Origin of the sequence: Xanthomonas sp. NCPPB 2922, assembly GCF_041520885.1 — a bacterium.
GTDB classification, from domain to species: Bacteria; Pseudomonadota; Gammaproteobacteria; order Xanthomonadales; family Xanthomonadaceae; genus Xanthomonas; species Xanthomonas campestris.
Genome location: NZ_JBGOFY010000011.1, coordinates 22,438 through 40,939 on the forward strand (window position 1 = coordinate 22,438; position 18,502 = coordinate 40,939).

At 64.2% G+C, this 18,502-nt stretch carries 16 protein-coding genes; all 16 read right to left on the reverse strand.

Annotated elements, in window-relative coordinates; translation table 11 throughout:
* Window position 1 precedes the first annotated feature (1 nt).
* The 16 genes from fliO to ACD584_RS13300 all read right to left on the reverse strand — a co-directional run bounded on the left by fliO (window position 2) and on the right by ACD584_RS13300 (window position 18,502).
* Window positions 2-409, reverse strand: coding sequence for a flagellar biosynthetic protein FliO (fliO, locus tag ACD584_RS13225; RefSeq protein ID WP_076036904.1), 408 nt, complete (start codon window positions 407-409; stop codon window positions 2-4).
* Window positions 406-744: a flagellar motor switch protein FliN gene (fliN, locus tag ACD584_RS13230; RefSeq protein WP_014507674.1), complete on the reverse strand. Its 339-nt coding sequence runs from the start codon at window positions 742-744 to the stop codon at window positions 406-408. The genes fliO and fliN overlap by 4 nt, the downstream gene beginning before the upstream one ends.
* Window positions 741-1,754: a flagellar motor switch protein FliM gene (gene fliM / locus ACD584_RS13235; protein ID WP_011037085.1), complete on the reverse strand. Its 1,014-nt coding sequence runs from the start codon at window positions 1,752-1,754 to the stop codon at window positions 741-743. The genes fliN and fliM overlap by 4 nt, the downstream gene beginning before the upstream one ends.
* A gap of 12 nt (window positions 1,755-1,766) precedes the next feature.
* A complete protein-coding gene (gene fliL, locus ACD584_RS13240) occupies window positions 1,767-2,309 on the reverse strand; it encodes a flagellar basal body-associated protein FliL (RefSeq protein ID WP_016945280.1) in 543 nt (180 codons plus the stop codon).
* A gap of 165 nt (window positions 2,310-2,474) precedes the next feature.
* Window positions 2,475-3,755 (reverse strand): flagellar hook-length control protein FliK, encoded by a 1,281-nt coding sequence (locus ACD584_RS13245; protein ID WP_076036905.1) that lies wholly within the window; start codon window positions 3,753-3,755, stop codon window positions 2,475-2,477.
* Window positions 3,752-4,207, reverse strand: a complete 456-nt coding sequence (gene fliJ, locus ACD584_RS13250) for a flagellar export protein FliJ (RefSeq protein WP_011037088.1) — start codon at window positions 4,205-4,207, stop codon at window positions 3,752-3,754. The genes ACD584_RS13245 and fliJ overlap by 4 nt, the downstream gene beginning before the upstream one ends.
* A gap of 3 nt (window positions 4,208-4,210) precedes the next feature.
* Window positions 4,211-5,587, reverse strand: coding sequence for a flagellar protein export ATPase FliI (gene fliI, locus ACD584_RS13255; RefSeq protein ID WP_012438339.1), 1,377 nt, complete (start codon window positions 5,585-5,587; stop codon window positions 4,211-4,213).
* Window positions 5,584-6,204: a FliH/SctL family protein gene (locus ACD584_RS13260; RefSeq protein WP_011037090.1), complete on the reverse strand. Its 621-nt coding sequence runs from the start codon at window positions 6,202-6,204 to the stop codon at window positions 5,584-5,586. The genes fliI and ACD584_RS13260 overlap by 4 nt, the downstream gene beginning before the upstream one ends.
* Window positions 6,201-7,190, reverse strand: a complete 990-nt coding sequence (gene fliG, locus ACD584_RS13265; protein WP_011037091.1) for a flagellar motor switch protein FliG — start codon at window positions 7,188-7,190, stop codon at window positions 6,201-6,203. Before fliG ends, ACD584_RS13260 begins: the two co-directional genes overlap by 4 nt.
* Window positions 7,191-7,200: 10 nt before the next feature.
* Window positions 7,201-8,928 (reverse strand): flagellar basal-body MS-ring/collar protein FliF, encoded by a 1,728-nt coding sequence (gene fliF, locus ACD584_RS13270; RefSeq protein WP_076036906.1) that lies wholly within the window; start codon window positions 8,926-8,928, stop codon window positions 7,201-7,203.
* Window positions 8,929-8,941: 13 nt separating this feature from the next.
* Entirely contained in the window at window positions 8,942-9,313 is a 372-nt protein-coding gene (gene fliE / locus ACD584_RS13275; protein WP_014507679.1) for a flagellar hook-basal body complex protein FliE, read from the reverse strand.
* A 976-nt stretch (window positions 9,314-10,289) separates the two neighbouring features.
* The gene (locus tag ACD584_RS13280; protein ID WP_076036907.1) at window positions 10,290-13,820 is read right to left on the reverse strand and encodes a glycosyltransferase; all 3,531 of its coding nucleotides are present in this window, start codon (window positions 13,818-13,820) and stop codon (window positions 10,290-10,292) included.
* Entirely contained in the window at window positions 13,817-15,187 is a 1,371-nt protein-coding gene (locus ACD584_RS13285; protein WP_075285703.1) for a polysaccharide pyruvyl transferase family protein, read from the reverse strand. The genes ACD584_RS13280 and ACD584_RS13285 overlap by 4 nt, the downstream gene beginning before the upstream one ends.
* 36 nt (window positions 15,188-15,223) lie before the next feature.
* The gene (locus ACD584_RS13290; RefSeq protein WP_075285702.1) at window positions 15,224-16,747 is read right to left on the reverse strand and encodes an FkbM family methyltransferase; all 1,524 of its coding nucleotides are present in this window, start codon (window positions 16,745-16,747) and stop codon (window positions 15,224-15,226) included.
* On the reverse strand, window positions 16,744-17,367 hold the full coding sequence (locus tag ACD584_RS13295) for a UDP-3-O-(3-hydroxymyristoyl)glucosamine N-acyltransferase (RefSeq protein ID WP_070693113.1): 624 nt from the start codon (window positions 17,365-17,367) through the stop codon (window positions 16,744-16,746). Before ACD584_RS13295 ends, ACD584_RS13290 begins: the two co-directional genes overlap by 4 nt.
* A complete protein-coding gene (locus ACD584_RS13300; protein ID WP_076036908.1) occupies window positions 17,357-18,502 on the reverse strand; it encodes an aromatic ring-hydroxylating dioxygenase subunit alpha in 1,146 nt (381 codons plus the stop codon). Before ACD584_RS13300 ends, ACD584_RS13295 begins: the two co-directional genes overlap by 11 nt.

Consider the following 18,502-nt stretch of genomic DNA (forward strand, 5'->3'; position numbering starts at 1 on the left):
GTCACGGGTCCTTGCGCAGCTTCTGTGCGAGCAGCTGGGCGAAATTGGGAAGTTGCTTGAAATTGGGCAGGGTGGGTGCAGGCGTGGGCGGCAGTGGTTCGGCCAGGGTGTGCAAGGTGCTGATGCCGCCAGCGGTCACGCCCAGCAGCAATTGCTGGCCGTTGACCTCCACCACCACCACGCGTTCCTTGGCACCCACCGCCAGGCTGGTGACCACCCGCAAGGCCTCGGTGCTGCGGAATCCGCTGCCGGGCATGCGCTTGAGCAACCAGCCCAGGCCGACGATCAGCGCGAGCACCAACAGCAATGCAAAGACCGCGCCAAACAGGCCGGGTGAAGAGGGCGCCTGCGCGCCGACCTGGGTGGCCTTGGCCGCGGCGGGCGCGGCAATGGCCAGCAGGCCGATCACCGCAGCCTCCGGATCCGTTCGCTGGGGCTGACAACGTCGGTCAGGCGGATGCCGAAGCGGTCGTTGATCACCACCACTTCGCCATGCGCGATCAAGGTGCCGTTCACGTACACGTCCAGCGGCTCGCCGGCGCCACGTTCCAGTTCCACCACCGAGCCCTGGTTGAGCTGCAGCAGATTGCGGATCGGAATGCGCGCGCGGCCGACTTCCAGCGACAGGGTGACCGGCACGTCCAGGATGACGTCCAGGTTGAGGTCGGTGGCGTTCTGGTCGTGCTCGGCGTGCAGGCTTTCGAAGGTGGCGGGCGCGGCGTCGAGGATGTCGGAGTTGATCATTTGCTGGAGTCCTGGGAGGGAACGGCGCGTGGGGCTTGCACGCCGGGCGGGCGCACGGCGGTGATCTTGACGGCGTTGTTGCCGTTGGAAACGCCGAATTCACCGGTAAACAAGGGGATTTCTTCCACGCACAGCGGCACCTGGGCGGGCAGATCGATCGGCAGGATGTCGCCGATCTTCAGGCCGGTAAGCTGGCGCAGGCTCATGCGCTTGCTGGCCAGCACGCTGGAGAGGGTGACCTCGGCGGTGTCCAGTTGCTCGCGCAGCATCACGTTCCACGAATCGTCGCGGTCGTTGCGGTCGCTCTGGATGCCGGCGTCGAGCAGTTCGCGGATCGGCTCCAGCATCGAGTACGGCAGGGTGATGTGGATCTCGCCGCCGCCGCCTTCCAGCTCCACGTGGAAGCGGCACACCACCACGTATTCGCGCGGGGTGACGATATTGGCGAAGTGCGGGTTGATCTCCGAGTTGATGTACTCGAAGTCCACATCCATCACCGGCGCCCAGGCTTCCTTCAGATCGGCAAAGGTCTGCTTGAGCATCAGCTGGATCACGCGCATCTCGGTGGCGGTGAATTCGCGGCCTTCGATGCGGGTGTGGAAGCGGCCGTCGCCGCCGAAGAAGTTGTCCACCACGGTGAACACCAGGGTGGGTTCGAACACGATCAGCCCGGTGCCGCGCAGCGGCTTGAAGCGGATCAGGTTGAGGTTGGTGGGCACGTACAGCGAGTGCATGTACTCGTTGAACTTGACCAGGTCGATGCCGCGCACCGACAGGTCCGCCGAGCGCCGGATCAGGTTGAACAGGCCGATGCGCCATAGCCGCGCAAAGCGCTCGTTGACCATCTCCAGGGTCGGCATGCGGCCACGGATGATGCGGTCCTGGCTGGACAGATCGTATTGACGGGCCTCGCCGGGCAGCGGCTCCGGCTCGGTGTTGACCGCGCCCGAATCCACGCCATGCAGCAGGGCATCGATTTCGTCCTGGGAAAGCAGATCACTGACGCTCATGGGGACGGTGCCTTACTGGGTAACGAAACTGGTGAACAGCAGTTCTTCGACGCACTTCTTGCCGGTCTCGCTGGTCATGACCTTCTGCGCTTCGGCCAGCGCGGATTTCTGCAGCTTCTGCTTGCCGGGCAGGTCGGCCACATCGGCGGCCTTGACCTGCGACAGCAGCATCAGCAGATGCGCGCGGATGGCCGGGGCGTTTTCGGTGATGAGCTTGAGTTCTTCCGGGTCGCGGGTGACCAGCTGCACTTCGACCTGCAGGTACTGCGGGCCGTCGCCGGGGTCGGCCAGGTTGACCACGATCGCCGGGTCCATCGGGAAGTACTGCGCCGGCTTGGGCACTTCGGCAACCTTGGGCGCGGCGTGCTTGCCGTCTTTCTCTTCGCCCTTGTGGCCGAGGAAGAACCAGGCGCCGCCGCCGGCAGCCGCCAGCACAACGACACCGATGGCGATCAGCAGGATGGGCTTCTTGCCGCCCTTCTTCTTCTCGTCTTTCTCTTCGGTCTTTTCGGGTTTTTTCGCGGCTGCCACGGTGTGCTCCAGGGGAATGCTCACCCAATGGATGCAATCAGCGTGCCAAAACCGCGCCGGTTTCCTGGCGCCCATCTTCCGGATGCACCAAAACCCCCGAAGCCCTTACGCTGCGGGGGTATGGAGGGCACCGCGGGCGGGGGCGTGCCCGCGATGCGCGACGCGATCGGGCCCGTGGGCCCCTGGGAATCAGGCGTAAGCGTCCAGCAATCCACGCTGGCGCAGCACCACCGACGGAATTCCGACGGGCGGGCTGTCTTCCAGGCTCAGGCCGTTGCCATCGGTGCCGGCACCGTTGCGATTGCCGGACGGGTTCTGCTGTTGCTGGCTCACATCGGCCTGGCCCAGCTGGAAGCCCTGCTGGCCGAGCATGTCGCGCAGGCGCGGCAGGCTCTGCTCCAGCGCCTGGCGTACATCGGCGTTGGCGGCGGTGAAGCTGGCATTGACCTTGTCGCCTTCCAGATGCAGGCGCACCTCGACCGGGCCCATCTCGTTCGGGGTGACCTTGATGTGGGCGTGGCCAATCTTCTGGTCGGCCAGCCAGCTGAGCCGGGCGCCGATGGCATCGTCGAAGGTGTCGCTGCCCATTTCCGGGGTCGGGGTGGGCGAGGCACTGAACACGGCCGGGGCGTCCTGCAGGCGGTTCAGCGCGGAGGCGGTGGTGGTCGGCAGCACGAAGGCCGGCGCGTCCGGCGCATCGGTCTTGAGGTCGTCGGCCGAGCTGTCCAGAGCGGCGGTGGCCAGGCCCATCAGCGCGGCGGCCTGCGGCTCGGCGCTGAGCGCCGTGGCTGCGGCGGGTTTGGCGGTGGCCGCCGCCGGTGCCAGCGCGCCCAACGAGGGCAGGGCGCTGGCGGCCGTGGCGGTGGTGGCCGGTGCGGCTGCATCGGTGGGCAGGGTGGGCGTGGCGGTAGTCGCCGTGGTGGCAGCGCTCATGCTGGCCGCCAGTGCTGCGGCTGCCGCAGCCAGGGCGTCGCCGCCCGGTACCGCTGCCGCCAGCAGGCTCATGCCGAACCCGCCCAGGCCCGCCGGCGGCCAGGCGGCCTCGGGGGTGGCAGTCGCGTCCGTGGGTTCTTCTTTGCCGTCGGCGCCGGCCGGCTTGGCCTTGGCAGTGTCAGTGGCTGCGCTGGTGTCCTTGGCCGCCGGCTCCTTGGTGGACTGCTTGGCGGATTGGGCAGATTTACCATCGCCGTCCTGCGCACGCGGGCGCGCAGTGGCATCGCCCGGCGCGTCCTCGTTGTTGTCGTCGTCGCTGCGTTGCTTGTCGGCGGGCGGCTTGGGCGCGGCCTGCTTGGCCGGCACGCGCTCGGGCGCCTGCGGCGGGGCCTGGTTGGGCGTGTTGGCCGGGTTGAGCATGCGCGCGAACTGGTCCTGCCCCGGGTCCTGCTCGGAGGAGGGATCGCTGTAGCTGGATTTCTTGCCGGTGCTGGCGAGTGCGCCAAGGCCGGCCGCAAAGGCGGACAGGGGGTTCATGCGGATTCTCCGGTGGCGTCTTCGCTGCGGGCCAGGCGTACGCGGCGTGCGCCCAGGTCGTCCATCTCACGTTGGTCGCGGCGTTCGATCACCTTGTTCTCCTGTGCGCGGTAGCTGGCAGCCAATTGCTCCAGTACCTGTTTTTCGCGGCTGGCCAGCAGCAGGCGGGTGCGCTCGGCTTCCACCTTGGCGCGGTTGCTTTCCACGGTCTGGGCCTGCTGCAGCACGGCGCTGTCGAGCCGGTCCAGGAAGGCGCGGCGGTTGCTCAGCGCCACCGCGCTGGTGCCCGACATCTGGCTGCTGGCGTATTCCTCGGCGTAGCGGCGCAGTTCTTCCAGACGCGACTGATGCGTGTCCAGGGCGCGCTGACGCTCGGCCAGGTCGCGGGCGACCTTGTCTTCCTGTTCCTGCGCACGCCGCAGCAGCGGGTCGATTCGTTTGGACTGCATCATCGGTTAGTTCTCTGGTTCCACCAGCCGCTGCAGCGCGGACAGGCTGTCGGTCAGATCGGACGCCTTGTGCACGTCCTGGCCAAGGAAGTCGACAATTTCCGGCCAGCGCGCCAACGCTTCGTCGGTAGCCGGGTCGCTGCCGCGCTGGTAGGCGCCGATGGCGATCAGGTCGCGGTTGGCGGTGTAGGCCGACAGCAGGCGCTTGAGCTTGCGGATGCGCAGGCGCCAGGTGTCGTCGGCAATGTCCTGCACCACGCGGCTGACCGAGGATTCCAGGTCGATGGCCGGGTACAGGCCGCTGTCGGCAACCCGGCGCGAGAGCAGGATGTGGCCGTCCAGGATGGCACGCGCGGCGTCGGCGATCGGGTCCTGCGGGTCGTCGCCTTCGGTCAGCACGGTGTAGAAGGCGGTGATCGAGCCGCGGCCCTTGGCGCCGTTGCCGGCACGTTCCACCAGCGCCGGCAATTTGGCGAACACCGACGGCGGGTAGCCGCGGGTGGTGGGCGGCTCGCCGACCGACAGGCCGATCTCGCGCTGTGCCTGCGCAAAACGGGTCAGCGAATCCATCAGCAGCAGCACATTCAGGCCCTGGTCGCGGAACCATTCGGCAATCGCGGTGGCGCGGTAGGCGCCGTGCAGGCGGGCCAGCGGCGGGCGGTCGGCCGGGGCGGCCACGACCACGGCGCGGCGCAGGCCTTCCTCGCCCAGGGTGGTTTCGACGAAGTCGCGCACTTCGCGGCCACGTTCGCCGATCAGCCCCACCACGATGACGTCGGCGGAGGTGAAGCGGGTCATCATGCCGAGCAGCGTCGATTTACCGACGCCGGAGCCGGCGAACAGGCCCACGCGCTGGCCGCGGCCGATCGGCAGCATCGCGTTGATGGCGCGCACGCCCACGTCCAGCGAGGTGGTGATGGGTTCGCGCGCCAGCGGGTTGATCGACACGCCGGCCATGCCCACGCTGCCTTCGGCGCGGATCGGGCCCTTGCCGTCCAGCGGGGTGCCGTCGCTGTCGATGACGCGGCCGAGCAGGCCTTCGCCCACTTCCACGCCGCCGCGGCGCCGCGAGGGCACCACGCGGGCGTTGGGCAGCAAGCCGTGCAGTTCGGCGCTGGGCATCAGATAGGTGCGTTCGCCGGAAAAACCGACCACTTCGGCGTCGACCCAGCCGCCATCGACTTCCACCTTGCAGGTGGCGCCCATCGGCGCCTCGCAGCCGGTGGCTTCCAGGGTCAGGCCCACCGCGCGGCGCAGGATGCCTTCGCGGATCAGGGTGCGGCCGGCGGCCGGGTCCAGGCCCAGCCCGCCCAGACGGGTGGCCAGGCGCAGATTGCGTGCATCCAGCCAATCGGCCGGGGTGGCTCCCAACAAGGCGCTCACAGGCCTGCTCCGGATTTACGCATGACGGTTTCCAATGCGGCCCGCAGGCGCGCGTCCAGGGTGCCGTCCACGCGGACGCTTTCGGCATGCACGCGGAGGTCGCCGCGGCTCAGGGTCAGGTCCGGGGCCACCCGGGTGGTGCTGCTGGTGGCCAGGTGCGGCAGCAAGGCGGTGATGTCGTCCGGATGCAGGCGCACCTCGACCTCACGGCCGGCGCTGCCAACCGCATCGATGGCTTCCTGCACCAGGTCGGCCAGCAGCTGCGGCTCGGCCTGGTAGGCGCGCCCGACCAGCGAGCCGGCAATGCGCACGGCCAGCTCGCCGAGCGCGCCGACCACCTCGTTTTCCAGACGTGCCAGCGGGCGGGTGAAGTTGTCCAGGATGCCGTCGATCTGCGCGGTCAGGCGGCGCACTTCCGACTGGCCCTGGGCAAAGCCTTCGGCATGGCCGCGGGCGAAGCCTTCCTGCTGGGCGGCGTCCTCGATGGCCTGGATCTCCTCCAGGGTCGGCGGGCGCAGCACCGGCTCGTACACGGCCGGTTCGTCGAATTCGGCTTCCGGCAGTGCCGGGGCCATGTGCAGGTCGGGGGCCAGCCAGCGGGTGACCACGTCATTCATACCATCGCCTCCGCACCGGCGCCGCCGAGGCTGATGGCACCTTCGTCAGCCAGGCGGCGGACGATGGTGAGGATTTCCTTCTGCGCCGCTTCCACGTCGGCCAGGCGTACCGGACCGCGCGCTTCCATGTCTTCGAGTAGGATCTCGGCGGCGCGCTGGGACATGTTGCGGGTGATCTTTTCGCGCACCTTGACGTCGGCGCCGCGCAGGGCCAGGCCCAGGCGTTCGCCGGAAACTTCGCGCAGCAACGTCTGCAGGCCGCGGTCGTCCAGGTCCACCAGGTTGTCGAACACGAACATCAGGTCCTGGATCTTGCTGGCCAGGTCGGCGTCGATCTTGCCGATCTCGCCCAGCACGCCCTGTTCGGGGCCGGTGTCCAGGAAGTTGAGGATGTTGGCAGCCACCTTGATGCCGCCCACGTTGGACGACTTCAGGTTCTGGTTGCCGGCAAATTGGCGCTCCATGATGTCGTTGAGCTCGCTCAGCGCATTGGGCGGGATGCCGTCCAGGGTGGCGATGCGCAGCAGCACGTCGGCGCGGGTGCGCTCGGGCAGCAGCTTCAATGCTTCGGCGGCCTGGTCGCTATCCAGGTGCGCCATGACGATGGCGATGATCTGCGGGTGTTCGTTACGCACCAGGTCGGCGACCGCGCGCGGGTCCATCCACTTCAGGGTGTCCAGGCCGGTGGTGTTTCGGCCCAGCAGGATGCGGTCGATCAGGCCGCCGGCCTTGTCGGCGCCAAGCGCCTGGATCAGCACGTTGCGGATGTAGTCGTCGGCGCCCACGCCCAGTGAGGTCTTGCCGGCCAGTTCGCCGTTGAAGTCGTCCATCACCTTTTCGACCTGGTCGCGCGAGATCCCGCTCATGGTGGCCATGGCGATGCCGATCTTCTGCACTTCCTTGGGGTCCATGTGCTTGAGCACTTCGGCCGCGTCGGTTTCCCCAAGCGACAGCAACAGCACCGCGGCACGCTGCACACCGGACATCGATTGTGTATCAGGCTTCACTGGCGACCCATCCCTTCACGACTTGTGCAACACGTTTTGAATCGGCTTTGACGGCTTCACGGGCCAGGCGCACCCGTTCTTCGTAGGCATCCGGCAGGGCGATCGGGAGCTTCTTGTCCTGGCCGATCTGCGCAGTGTCTTCTTCCAGGCGGGGCATCAGGTCGTCGTCTTCATCGACCATCCGCACGTCGGCGCTTTGCGGGGTGCCGTCGTTGCCGCCTTTCTTGTTCTTTTCCTTGACCGCAGCGGTGCCGGTCAATTGACGCAGGGTGGGGCGCACCACGCCGAACAGCAGCGCCAGCACCACTACCGCACCGACCAGCAGGCGCAGACCGTTCTGCACGCGCGGGTCTTCCCACCACTTCGGACCTTCCTCGCCCGCCACCGCTTCACGCACGAACGGGGCATTCATCACCGACACCGTGTCGCCACGTGCCGCGTCGAAGCCCACCGCCTGCTTGACCAGGCCTTCGATACGGGTGAGCTCGGCCGCGGTCAGCGGTTGCTCGACGATCTTGCCCTTGGCACCCGGGCGCGGGACGTTGTCCAGCAGCACCGCCACCGACACCCGCTTGATGCGGCCCGCCGGCTGACGGGTGTGTTGCAAGGTTCGGTCCAATTCGTAGTTACGGGTGGCGCTCTTGGAACTTTCGGTCGGCGCGGCCGGGGTGGCGGCCTGGCCAGCGGCCGGCGTGCCCGGTGCACCGGCGGTGGCATTGGCGGCCGGGGCAGGCGGCTGGCCGGGGCTGTTGCTGGTTGCGCCCGGAGGACCCTGCGGGCCGGTGGCGCTGGTGCTGCTGTCGCTGACCTGCTCGCTGCGCAGCTTGGCCGGCTCGCCGTTGTAAAGCTCGCGGGCCTCTTCGACCACCGAGAAGTCCATGTCCACGCTGACTTCCGGGTTGACCCGGCCGGCGCCGGTCATCGGCTCCAGCAGCTCGCGGATGCGCTGGTTGTAGGAGCTTTCCTGGCGGCGCACCTGCTCGAACTGGGCGGCGTGCTGGGCGGCGTCGCTGTTGGGGTCGGCAATGGAGAGCATGCGGCCGCTCTGGTCGACCACGGTGACGCGCTCGGGTGTCATGTCCGGGATGCTGGACGCCACCAGATTGACGATGGCATCGACCTGGTTACGCTCCAGGCCCTGGCCGCCGCGCAGCTCCAGCACCACCGAGGCGCTGGCCACGTCGCGCTGGCGGGTGAACGCGCTGGGCTTGGGAATGGCCAGGTGCACGCGGGCCTCGCGCACCGGGCGCAAGGTGCCGATGGTGCGCGAGAGTTCGGTTTCCAGGGCATGCTGGTAGCGGGCGTTTTCCACGAACTGGCTGACGCCAAAGCCCGGGTCCTTTTCCATCAGCTCAAAGCCACCGCCGGTCTGCTGACCGGTCAGGCCGGAGCCGGCCAATTTCAGGCGGGCGTCGTACAAGCGGTCCTGCGGCACGGAGATGGCGCCGGTTGACTGGTCGATCTTGAACGGGATCTGCGCGGTACGCAGCAGGTCGGCCGCTTCGGCGTTGCCTTTATCGTCCAGGCCGGTATACAGCGCCTGGTAGCCGGGCTTCTGCGACCAGAAGAACACCGCCAGACCGGCAGCCACCGCCAGGGCGATCATCGCCATCATGGTCAGCTTGCGGGTGATCTGCATGCTGCGGATGCGGTCGAACCACTGTCCCGCCTTTTCGGCGTTCTGGTTCATGGAATCTTTGGTGATCGCGAGGGCCATGTGTCGTCAACCTTTACAGCGGCATGTTCATGACGTCCTGATAAGCCTGGACGAGACGGTTGCGGACTTCCACGGTGGCGCGGAAGGCCACCTGGGACTGCTGGGAGGCGACCATCACCCGTGCCAGATCGGCACTGGGGTCACCCATTTCGAACGCCTTGGCCAGCGCGCCGGACTTCTGCTGGGCCTCGTTCACGCCGCCGATGGCGCCGCGTAAGGTCTCGCTGAAGCTCGGTGCCTGTGTGGCCGGCGTGCCTTGCGCGCCAGCCAGTCCCTGGATCTGATTTCCGCGCGCAGCGTCGGCCACCTGACCCATCGGGCCTTGGCCCATCTGTGTCTGGTAGCTGCGGATCTGCGAAAGAATCGAGGTAACGGAGTCGCTCATGGGTGCGGTCAGCCAGGGAGGCATCCACACCGATGCAAGCGGCGTGCCGAAACCGCGGCGGGTTTCTGGCGCAGGGGCGGGGAGGGTGTCCGTAGCTGGGCTGAGTGTGATCCGCGGGCGCAACTTTCTCTGCGCTAGCGAGGCGGGCACCTACTGTTGAGTCGGGTGCTTCTTTAGCCGGGGCTTGTCGACAGGGCGCGCGTTTGTTCAGCCGGTTTGTCTAGCAAGACGCGGGCCTGTCTAGCGAAGAGCGGCTGATCTGTGGCTCGGCTGAAGGGTCCTCGTCCGCCCACCATCGGGGCGCACGCTGCAAGTACGGTAGTGCGGATAAACCAGGTGTGGGGCGGCTGGTCTGCTGCTTGGCTGCACGGCCCTTGCCCGCCCACCATCGAGGTGCACGTTGCAAGTACCTAGTGCGGTTAGATCAAGTGTGGAGCAGCTGGTCTGCTGCTTGGCTGTAGGGCCCTTGCCCGCCCACCATCGCGGGACACGCTGCAAGTACGTCCTTGTAAGCTCTTACGCGGCATCCATGCCGCGTAAGGTCCCGCGACGGTGGGCGGGCAAGGGCCAGTCGAGAGGGTCGGTGTGCAGGGTGCAAGCAATGCATGACGTGCTTCTAATGCGCTCGATCTAATGTAGTTGCAGCCCGTACTCGTAAGCCAATGCAACCCGCGAGATGGCCCGCCTTTTACTTGGCTACCGACCAACTTCCTGGTGCGGTGTCCTCGCCGCTTGCGGGACCGTGTGGCGGCATGGATGTCGCCACCGAGCCCCCAGGGACGGGTTCACGGCGTGTCCCGCGAGCGGCGAGGGCACCGCGCGCTCGACCAGTCAGGCTTTTGATCTATTCATTTGACTGTAGCTAAACGGCGCCACGACTCGATATCTCTGCGACTGTGAGCTGATTGAGTCGGCGGGCTTGGTTTCGATGACAACGTGTCCTAACAGTAGTGCATGCACCCGCGTCCTTGACCAGCTAATCCGGTAACCATGCCTCACGCCAGCGATCGAGATTGCTGCCGGTCAACATCCAGTCGCGGCGAACCACTTCACGCAATGCCGCGCCCTTTGCCGCTGCAGCAGCCGGGTCGGCAAGATGCTCGCGGATCGCGCCGATCCAGTCGCGGTAACGGTTCTTGACCAGCGTAACGGGCAGATCGTCGCGGTAGCAGCGCACGTCGCTGGCGATCACCGGGTAACCGCACGCCCCGTATTCGAGCAGGCGCAGGTTGCTCTTGCACTCGTTGAACAGGTTCTGCTCCACCGGGGCCAGCGCGATATCCAGGTCCAACGCGGCCAAGGCCGCCGGGTAGTGGTCGATCGGCACGCCCGGCTGGAACTGGTGGATGTACTCGCGCAGCGCGAACGGATACATGCCCAGGAAGACCCATTCGACCTCGCCAGCGAGTTCCTTCACCACATCGGCGATCAGTTCCAGATCGCCGGTGTGGCTGGCGCCGCCGGCCCAGCCGATGCGGGGCTTGCCGCCCTGGCGCACCGTGGGCTCCGGCAGGGCATCCCACCAGTGCGCCGGCAACCGGTTCTCGACCACGCGGATATCGCCATGTAGCCCGGCAAACGCCTCGGCCAGCGCGGGCGTGGAGACCACGAAGCGGTCCACGAAGCTCAACCCGCGGCGCACCGTCTTGAGGATGTCCTTGGGCATGTGCGCGCGATGCGCGTTCTTCAGCGGCAGGTTGGGCAGATAGTCGTCGAGCTCATACACCTTGAACGCGCGCGACAATGCTTTCATCCGCCGCATCGCTTCCAGACGTGCTTCACCCACCTGGCGCTGCAGCACGATGACGTCGGGATCCTGACGCGTCAGCTCGGCAATGGTCAGATGGCCGTTGAACATCACCGCGTCCACCATGCCGGCGTCGCGCAGCGCCTTCAGCGGCTGGATCACCCGGTAATGGCCGCAGCCCTCGAAGTCGGCCGGCAGCGCCATCACCGTGGGCAGCGGCCGCCACGCTTCCAGCGGGCGCCAGCTCGCGCGCGGGTCGGCCAACCGGAAGCCGGTGCCGGTGCCGGTGTCCAGCGAGAACCCGGGGTTGTACGCGGGGTCGTGCGCCAGCAGCGGCAACCAGCGTGCGTACATCGCTTCTTCGTCCAGCGCGGTGGCCGGCGCGATCTCCGCAGGGTCGATCAACAACTGCGCGCGTGGCGCAAAGACGTTGAGGTAGCCGGCCTGGTGCAGGCGCAGGCATAGATCGGCCGCACTCCACTGCGCCAATGCCGGCTCCTCTGCGAAGCCGCCCGCATCCAGAAACAGCTGGCGCGGCAGCATCAGGCACTCGCCGCCGAGTGCGGTGTAATTCTGGTCCACCTGCAATCGATGCAGATAGCCGGGCTCGTCGAAGGCGCTGCCGGCAAACGCGCGGCCCACCGGCGCCCCCAGGCCCAGCAGCAGGCCGGCGTGCTGCACGGTGCCGTCGCCGCGCAGTAGCTTGCCGGCGACGGCGCCCACTTCCGGGCGCAGCGCATGGTTGAGCAGTTGGCGCAGCCAATCCGGTTTCATCACGGCCGCACCGGCATCCAGCCAGAGCAGCAGATCGCCCTGCGCCTGACCGGCCGCCGCGTTGCAGACGGCCTCGGCACTCAACTCGCGGGCGAAGCGCAGCACCTGGATCTGCTGGATCTGCAGCTGCGCGATGCCGGCCAGCCAATCGCAGGTGGCCGGGTCGGTGTTGGCATGGTCGAGCAGCAGCAATTGGTAATGCGGGTAATCGGTGTTGGCCAGGATGCTTTCCAGGCAGCGTTGCACCTGCGCCAGGCGGCCATCCACGCGCACCAGGATGCTGACCAGTGGCTGCTGCGCATGCCCGTAATCCACCGCATAGCGGCCCAGGCCCTGAGGCTGCGCGACTGCATCCACATAGCCGCGCGCTTGCAGGTGCGCAGCGATCGCGGCGTGCTCGTCTTCCTGCGTGTGCAGCGTGGACGGTGCGGCGATCAACAGCGGCTCGGCTACATGCGCGACGCTGGCCAGTCCGTCGCGCTCAACCAGGCGCAATTGGGCTCTCAGCTCGAACGCGGTGCCGGCATCGGTCGGAAAACCGCCATCAGCCAACAGCGTGCTGCGGCGGAACAGCCAATGCCGCGATAGCGTGCCCGGCGTGCTCAACAACGCGTCCAGGAACAACGCAGGCCGCAGCACCAGGCCAAGCTGGTTCTGCTCCAGCGCCACGCCCTCATCGGCGTAGATCGCCTGGCAGGTGCCGGGCGTCTCGCTCATCCGCAATGCCAGCATCAGCAGCCCGGTGGGCGTGAACCGGCTGCCGGCTTCGGCCACCAAGACCCAGTCCGCTGCCTGTTGCGCGGCAACCGCGCGGTTGAGTGCAGGCACCAGGCCCTGCGCATCGATCAACACGCCATTGGCGCCATGCGCGGCGACCTGTGCCGCGGCACTGCTGACCACCCAGGTCTGCAGATTGCCGTACAGCTCCACCGCCGCAAGGCTGGCCAACGTGGTTTCGATCTGGGCCGTATCGCCGGCGGCATCGACGATCACCACCGCAATGCGCGGGCCACCGTCATGCGCATCCAGGCGCGCCTGCATCAAGGCGCGCTGCACGGCGCTGGGCTGGCGCACGGCCAACCAGGTCGGCGCGGTCACGTTCTCGGCCAAACCACCGCTTTGTACCAGCGCATCCAGCACATCGATGGACTTGAACACGCGGGCCTTGTCGGGGTTGAGCGGTGCCACCCGCACCAGCCGGTTGTCGCCGGTTTCGCGCCGCCAACCGAGTTGGCGGAGGCCTTGTCGGAAATCCTCATGGCCTTGGTCGCCAATGCCAGGCTGGTCGCGGCCCGCCTGGCTGAACTGCGCGTTCGACACCCGAAAGTGCGTGAGCGGGTTCGCCAGAAAGGCCAGGTTGCCCCGGCGCAGCAGCTTGACGTAGAGCGCCAGGTCGCCGACCCAATGAATCACTTTGTTGTTCAACGACATCAGTTCGGCGCCCAGCGCCAGCACATCGGCGCGGCGGCACAGCACGCAGCTGGGCTCACCGATGAAGTTGATGGTGTGATCGGCCAAAAACGACACCAGATCCGGCCCATCGATCAACACGTCTTCGGCAAACGGAAAACAGGTAGCCAGGATGTCTGGCAACACCTGATCGTCGTCATCGATCCGCCGACGCCGCGACGACGCCATCACCGTGCCGGGGTTGCGCTCGATCGCCTCTACCAGCTGCGCCACGCAGTCTGGCTGCAACACGTCGTCGTCGTGCAGGAATTTGATGTACTCGCCATGCGCCAGGCTGATGCCTTTGAGCTTGCTGCCGAGTTCGCCAAGCCGCGTTGCGTTGCGGTGATAGCGGATCGGGAAGGGCGCATCGGCCGACCGCGCTGCCACCGCCGCCTCGACCGTGCCGTCCGCATTGTCGTCGCAGATCACCAGCTCCAGCGCGGTGTGGGTCTGCGCCAGTACGCTGTCCAGCGCACGCTCGAAGAAGCGCAGCTTGTAGGCGGGTATGACGATGCTGACTAAACTAGGCTTCACTTAGGTTCACCCGTAAATCGGCTGAGGTAATCCAAATACTCCTTGCGCGTGAGCCCTGGATAGCGCCGTCTGAGGAGTTGGAATTTATCTACCAAGCGCCGAGATATCTCTCCGCCATGCTCTCTCCGAACAACGACTTCGCGGTCCAGATTCTCTACGAGTTCGGTGTAGGCTTCATGTAGTTCAGCTGCAACCGAAGGGCTAGTGCTTTTCTTTAGATCCGGAAATTCAAAGCAGGGTCTGTCATGAGATACAGTGCAAGGAACAAGGCCGACTGTGTCGAGAAAATCAAGAAATTCCTTGTACAAAACCGGGTAAGCGTTGTTCATTTCAGAGAGGTCGAGGTTCTCGAAAACTTCACGGATGTTGCTTCTGCTGTGAATGGTAGGGTCATAAGGGATGCGGAGGTATTCGCAAGTTTCCCTGGCCCTGGAATCCGGATTGGTCACAATGGCGGGGACGCCGCTATTAATCGAGAGAATTCCGGAGTGAAGTCGGGTTCCAATCGTGAGGCAATGGTCGTTGCTTTTGAAGAACGTGGCCCACCGGCTGTAATCAGAGAAAAATTCCAGTCGTCCAGCCATGGCCTTGGCCAGTAGTTGGAAGGATGTGGGTATTTCGTCGAGATTGAAAGGTTGCGCTGTGATGTTGCGGGTCGATGGCAGTGCTTTTTCAAGATAGAGCAAGTTGATGAAATACAATTCATCCTGAAGCAGATGGGATGTCCTCGGCAGCCCAGAATTGAAGAATGTTGCCGTAGTGATGACCTTGTCCGCATCCCATGGTTTTTTTTGCAGGGTCCGGGCGGGTCCGTTCTCAAAGTAGCTCGGGCAGCCAATCACTCCGACGTTCTTTATGCCCAGGCTATTCAATATTTCGGCGGAATAATTTCCGCGAACACCAATCAGCTTGGACTTTTCGGAGAGAAGGGAGAAAAGTCGCTTTTGATTGGGACTTAGACGCTTGGCCAAGCCCGGATCGTAGCCATTGAAAGAGTTCGCGCAAAGGCTCACCGGCACGATCGGAATTGTGATCTTTTCAAGAAAGTGCGTTATTCGCTCAACAGGAAGTCCGGAGAAGTCCTCCCGGATGTCATCCTTCATCGTCCAGACAAGATGCGAGTACTTTCCATTGATCTCTTCTGCAAGTTGCTCGGAGAGCTTTGCCTCCAGTGCGTTAGAAATGTGGTCAAGCTTCACTGGGCGTCCGAACAACGCCTTCAATAAACCATAGGCAATGTAGCCGTTTCCGATGTTCTGCCCTCTGATATTGTCTTGGGAAGGTCCCATGCCTTTCAGGAAATCGGACATCGCCAGGGATTCAGGAAGGGCCGAGTTGAAAAGGAAAATCTTACTGGCGTCGGTCATCGCTCTATCTCTTCCAAGTCATTAATGCTCTCGGGCTTAAGCTGCCCAAGGCGGCGGCTCGGCTCCGGCGACGGGGGATGCATACAAAACGAGGTCGTAGTAGTGACCGGGAGAGTGATGGCGTAGACGGAAGTGATAGCCATCCACCAAGTTGTCCAGTTGTTCCACGATATCCAGTAGATCCTGGGCGTAGTGGTAGACACAGATAGCCATACGCGGTCGCTGGGTACGGATGAGGTGAGACGCGCCTTCCAGTGCCCTGGCTTCAAACCCTTCGATATCCAACTTCAGTAGCGTCAGTTTTTCCAATTCGTCGTCCAGGCGTGTAGTCGCCACAGAGATTCCGCCGTCCGGCGATACATGGCTGGAAACGGTGCCGGTCTCCTCGAAGCGCAGCGTCGTATGTTCGTTGGAGATGGCTTTTTTTATGGCTTTGAAGTTGTGCGGGAGAAGGGGGAGGGCGCTCGCAATGCCCTCCAGTTTCTGGAAGTTGATGCTATCGGGTTCAAAAGCGGTGATGCTTTCGTAGCGATGGCGGGATGCTTCTAGAAACTTGTGGACGATGGGGCCCTGGAAGGCGCCGCCATCGCAGAAATGTTCACGCTGGCCCAGCTGGAATGTGCTGCTATCGGCGTATGTTGAAAAGTACTCGTTGATGGGCGTAGCCCAGCAGTCCAACAGGAGGCTGGAATCGTAGGTCAGGCGGAACAATAGATTGCTGTAGAGCGTAAAAACGCTTAGGTCGTCGTCCAGTCGATCCGCAAAACTCAGAAATTCGTCCAGGCGCAGAAGCGTCCGCTGACGGTATACCTGGGCAGGCTCGTATACAGCCGCCAGCCCACAGTGAGCAACGGCCAGGCAAGCATCTACTCTTTCAATGCCTGCTTGTTCGCAGAGCTTGTGGGCCAAGCCCGATTCTCCGGGGCCATAAGAAAAATCGATGGCCAATGCCTGGGGATGCTGGGCCGCGTGTTCGATAAACTGGCGCGAACTCCAACGCGGCACCCCATGAACGGTGTTGCTGTCGCCTGGCTGGTCATCAACGGCGGCAATGACATGGCTGGGGTGCTGGACGATCTTTGGGGCATAAATGTTGCCAATGCCCGAACGCGGTTGGAGCAGAAAGAGGGGGCGATGCTCAAAACGTGGGATTAGCGGATCCAGGGAAGGCGCAACGCTCAGTTGCTCAATTCCCGCGCGGGTGCAGAGGTCATTTGCAAACGCCCGTCCGCGCGGGCTGCAAGAGAAATCGATGGCGATCGCATCGGCATACTGCCCCGCCTTGGCAAGAAACTCCTGACTGCTCCAGCGCGGCGCGCCGTGAATGCGGTCCAGGTGGATGCTCTGGTCATCAATTGCAGCAACTACATGGCGCAGGTCGGCAACGACTCTGGGGCCATGCACCATGCCTGCATAAGACTCGGGAGCGACGAGGAATACAGGGCGGTTGGCAATCGCGGGTAGGCGGGCAATGACATCATCGAGTGCGGGGCGCTCCTGCTCCGCAATACGTAGAAGCCGTTGGCGAAGCAGCTCATTTCTTGAGTTCATGAACGTCATCTCTCGTAGGTATGAATAGGGGCGTCGTAGCGGGCATCGAAATAGGTCTTGGCCGGCACGTCCTCGCAGTAGACACGTGGCCAGCCAAGTTCGCAGCTTCGCCCAACCTTGACACCCCCACGCACGATGGCGCCGGTTCGCAGGATGCTATTGCTGCCGATCTCGACGCCCGCGCCGATTTGCACACCATTCTCTATCCAGCATGAAGATTTAACGCGGCATGCGGGTCCCAGGTGCGTGCCGGCATGGATGACGGTGTTGTAGTCGATCTTGCACTCGTGCCCAACGACAGCATTGGCACCCACGAATGCGTTGAGGCCAATGGCCGTATCAGAGCCGATGGCTGCGCTTGGGTGGATGAAGGGCTCGAGCTTGAAGCCACGTTCCATCGCTGCCTGCATCAGTTCCATGCGCTTGAAGTTGCCGAAGCGTTCGTCAAAAGCCACGAACATGGCCCCGTCAGTCGGATTCAGTCCATCCAGCACGTCCAGATCGAATTCGTGTTCCGAGTCCTGTGGTACACCGATCCTGATGACCGTCTCGTCCTGACGCGCGTGCTTCCAGGCGTGAAAGGCCAAATCGAGGTATTCGCTGCCGCCGATGATCCACCTAGATCTCATGTTCGGTCTCCATCAGCACCGTGTACCAGCGCTCAACCAGGCGATTCATGGATTCATAGGCTCCCTGGGTGGGTAGCGGGGCGTCTGTATGCAGTGCCGCCTGCACCCGCTCCATGATGTCCACGTCTTCTCCCACTACCACCTTGCTGCCGTGCATCTGCGCAAGCAGCACTTGGCTGGAAGAACCGTAAGGCTGTTTCTTGCGTGCGCTAAACCAATAGATTTCCAGGTCGGTCCGGTCCGGTGCGACGGGGATGTGGTGTTCCAGAGTGAAGGAATAGCCCCCGTTGGCGCTCGCGATATGCAAATTCGGGAAGGCAAGCCAGTTAAAGTAGGCGTCCTGCTTGCCCCAGCGTTCCACTTTAGCGTGCCAGCCAAAATGCTTAAGGTTGGAGATGGTGGCTTCCGGGCCGCCGAAACTGAAGCGGCGCATCTCGCGCCTCAGCGCTGCGGGCGATGTGTCCTGCAAGGCCTCCATGGACTCCTTGGCTTGTTCCTCGTTTACCTGGGGAGTGAATTTGACGCTTTTGGCCAGGGTCTTGGGGTGGACAAAGCGCGGGTGGTTGGCGTCCCGCAGATTCTCGTAGGCCAGCTTCCAGTTGTACCGGCCATGCCATGTGGTCACCATGACCTCAGTGTCATAGGCGTTGGAACTACTTTCCAGCAAGGCGATGAAGTCTGCCGAAAACTGCTCCTCGATTGGCATGGGGTCTGGATCGAGGTTGACGAACAACAGGTTGCCGATGGCGCGCAGTGAGAATTCGCGCAGCTTCAAGTTGGCCTTTTCACTATTGTCCAGGTGGTAGATCGCATCGCAGTCCGGGATGTTCTTTACCCGGCCTTGTTCGTCGTAACTCCAGGCGTGATAGGGGCACACCAAAGGCCGGCAACCGAGAGCACCGGTTTGAATCAGTGCACTGCGGTGGAGGCAGACGTTCTCGAACGCACGGATTTGCCCGTGGAAGTTCTGGATCACCAGAGGAACACCCGCGATCTTGCGTGTGATAAAGCAATTGTGATCCTTCAGCAGCGTTCTGAGTCCTGCGAACAACCAGACCCTGCGGAAGATCTTGCGCTGCTCGCGATCAAAGATTTCCTGCGACAAGTAATACTTAGGGTGCATCCTGGAGCGCAT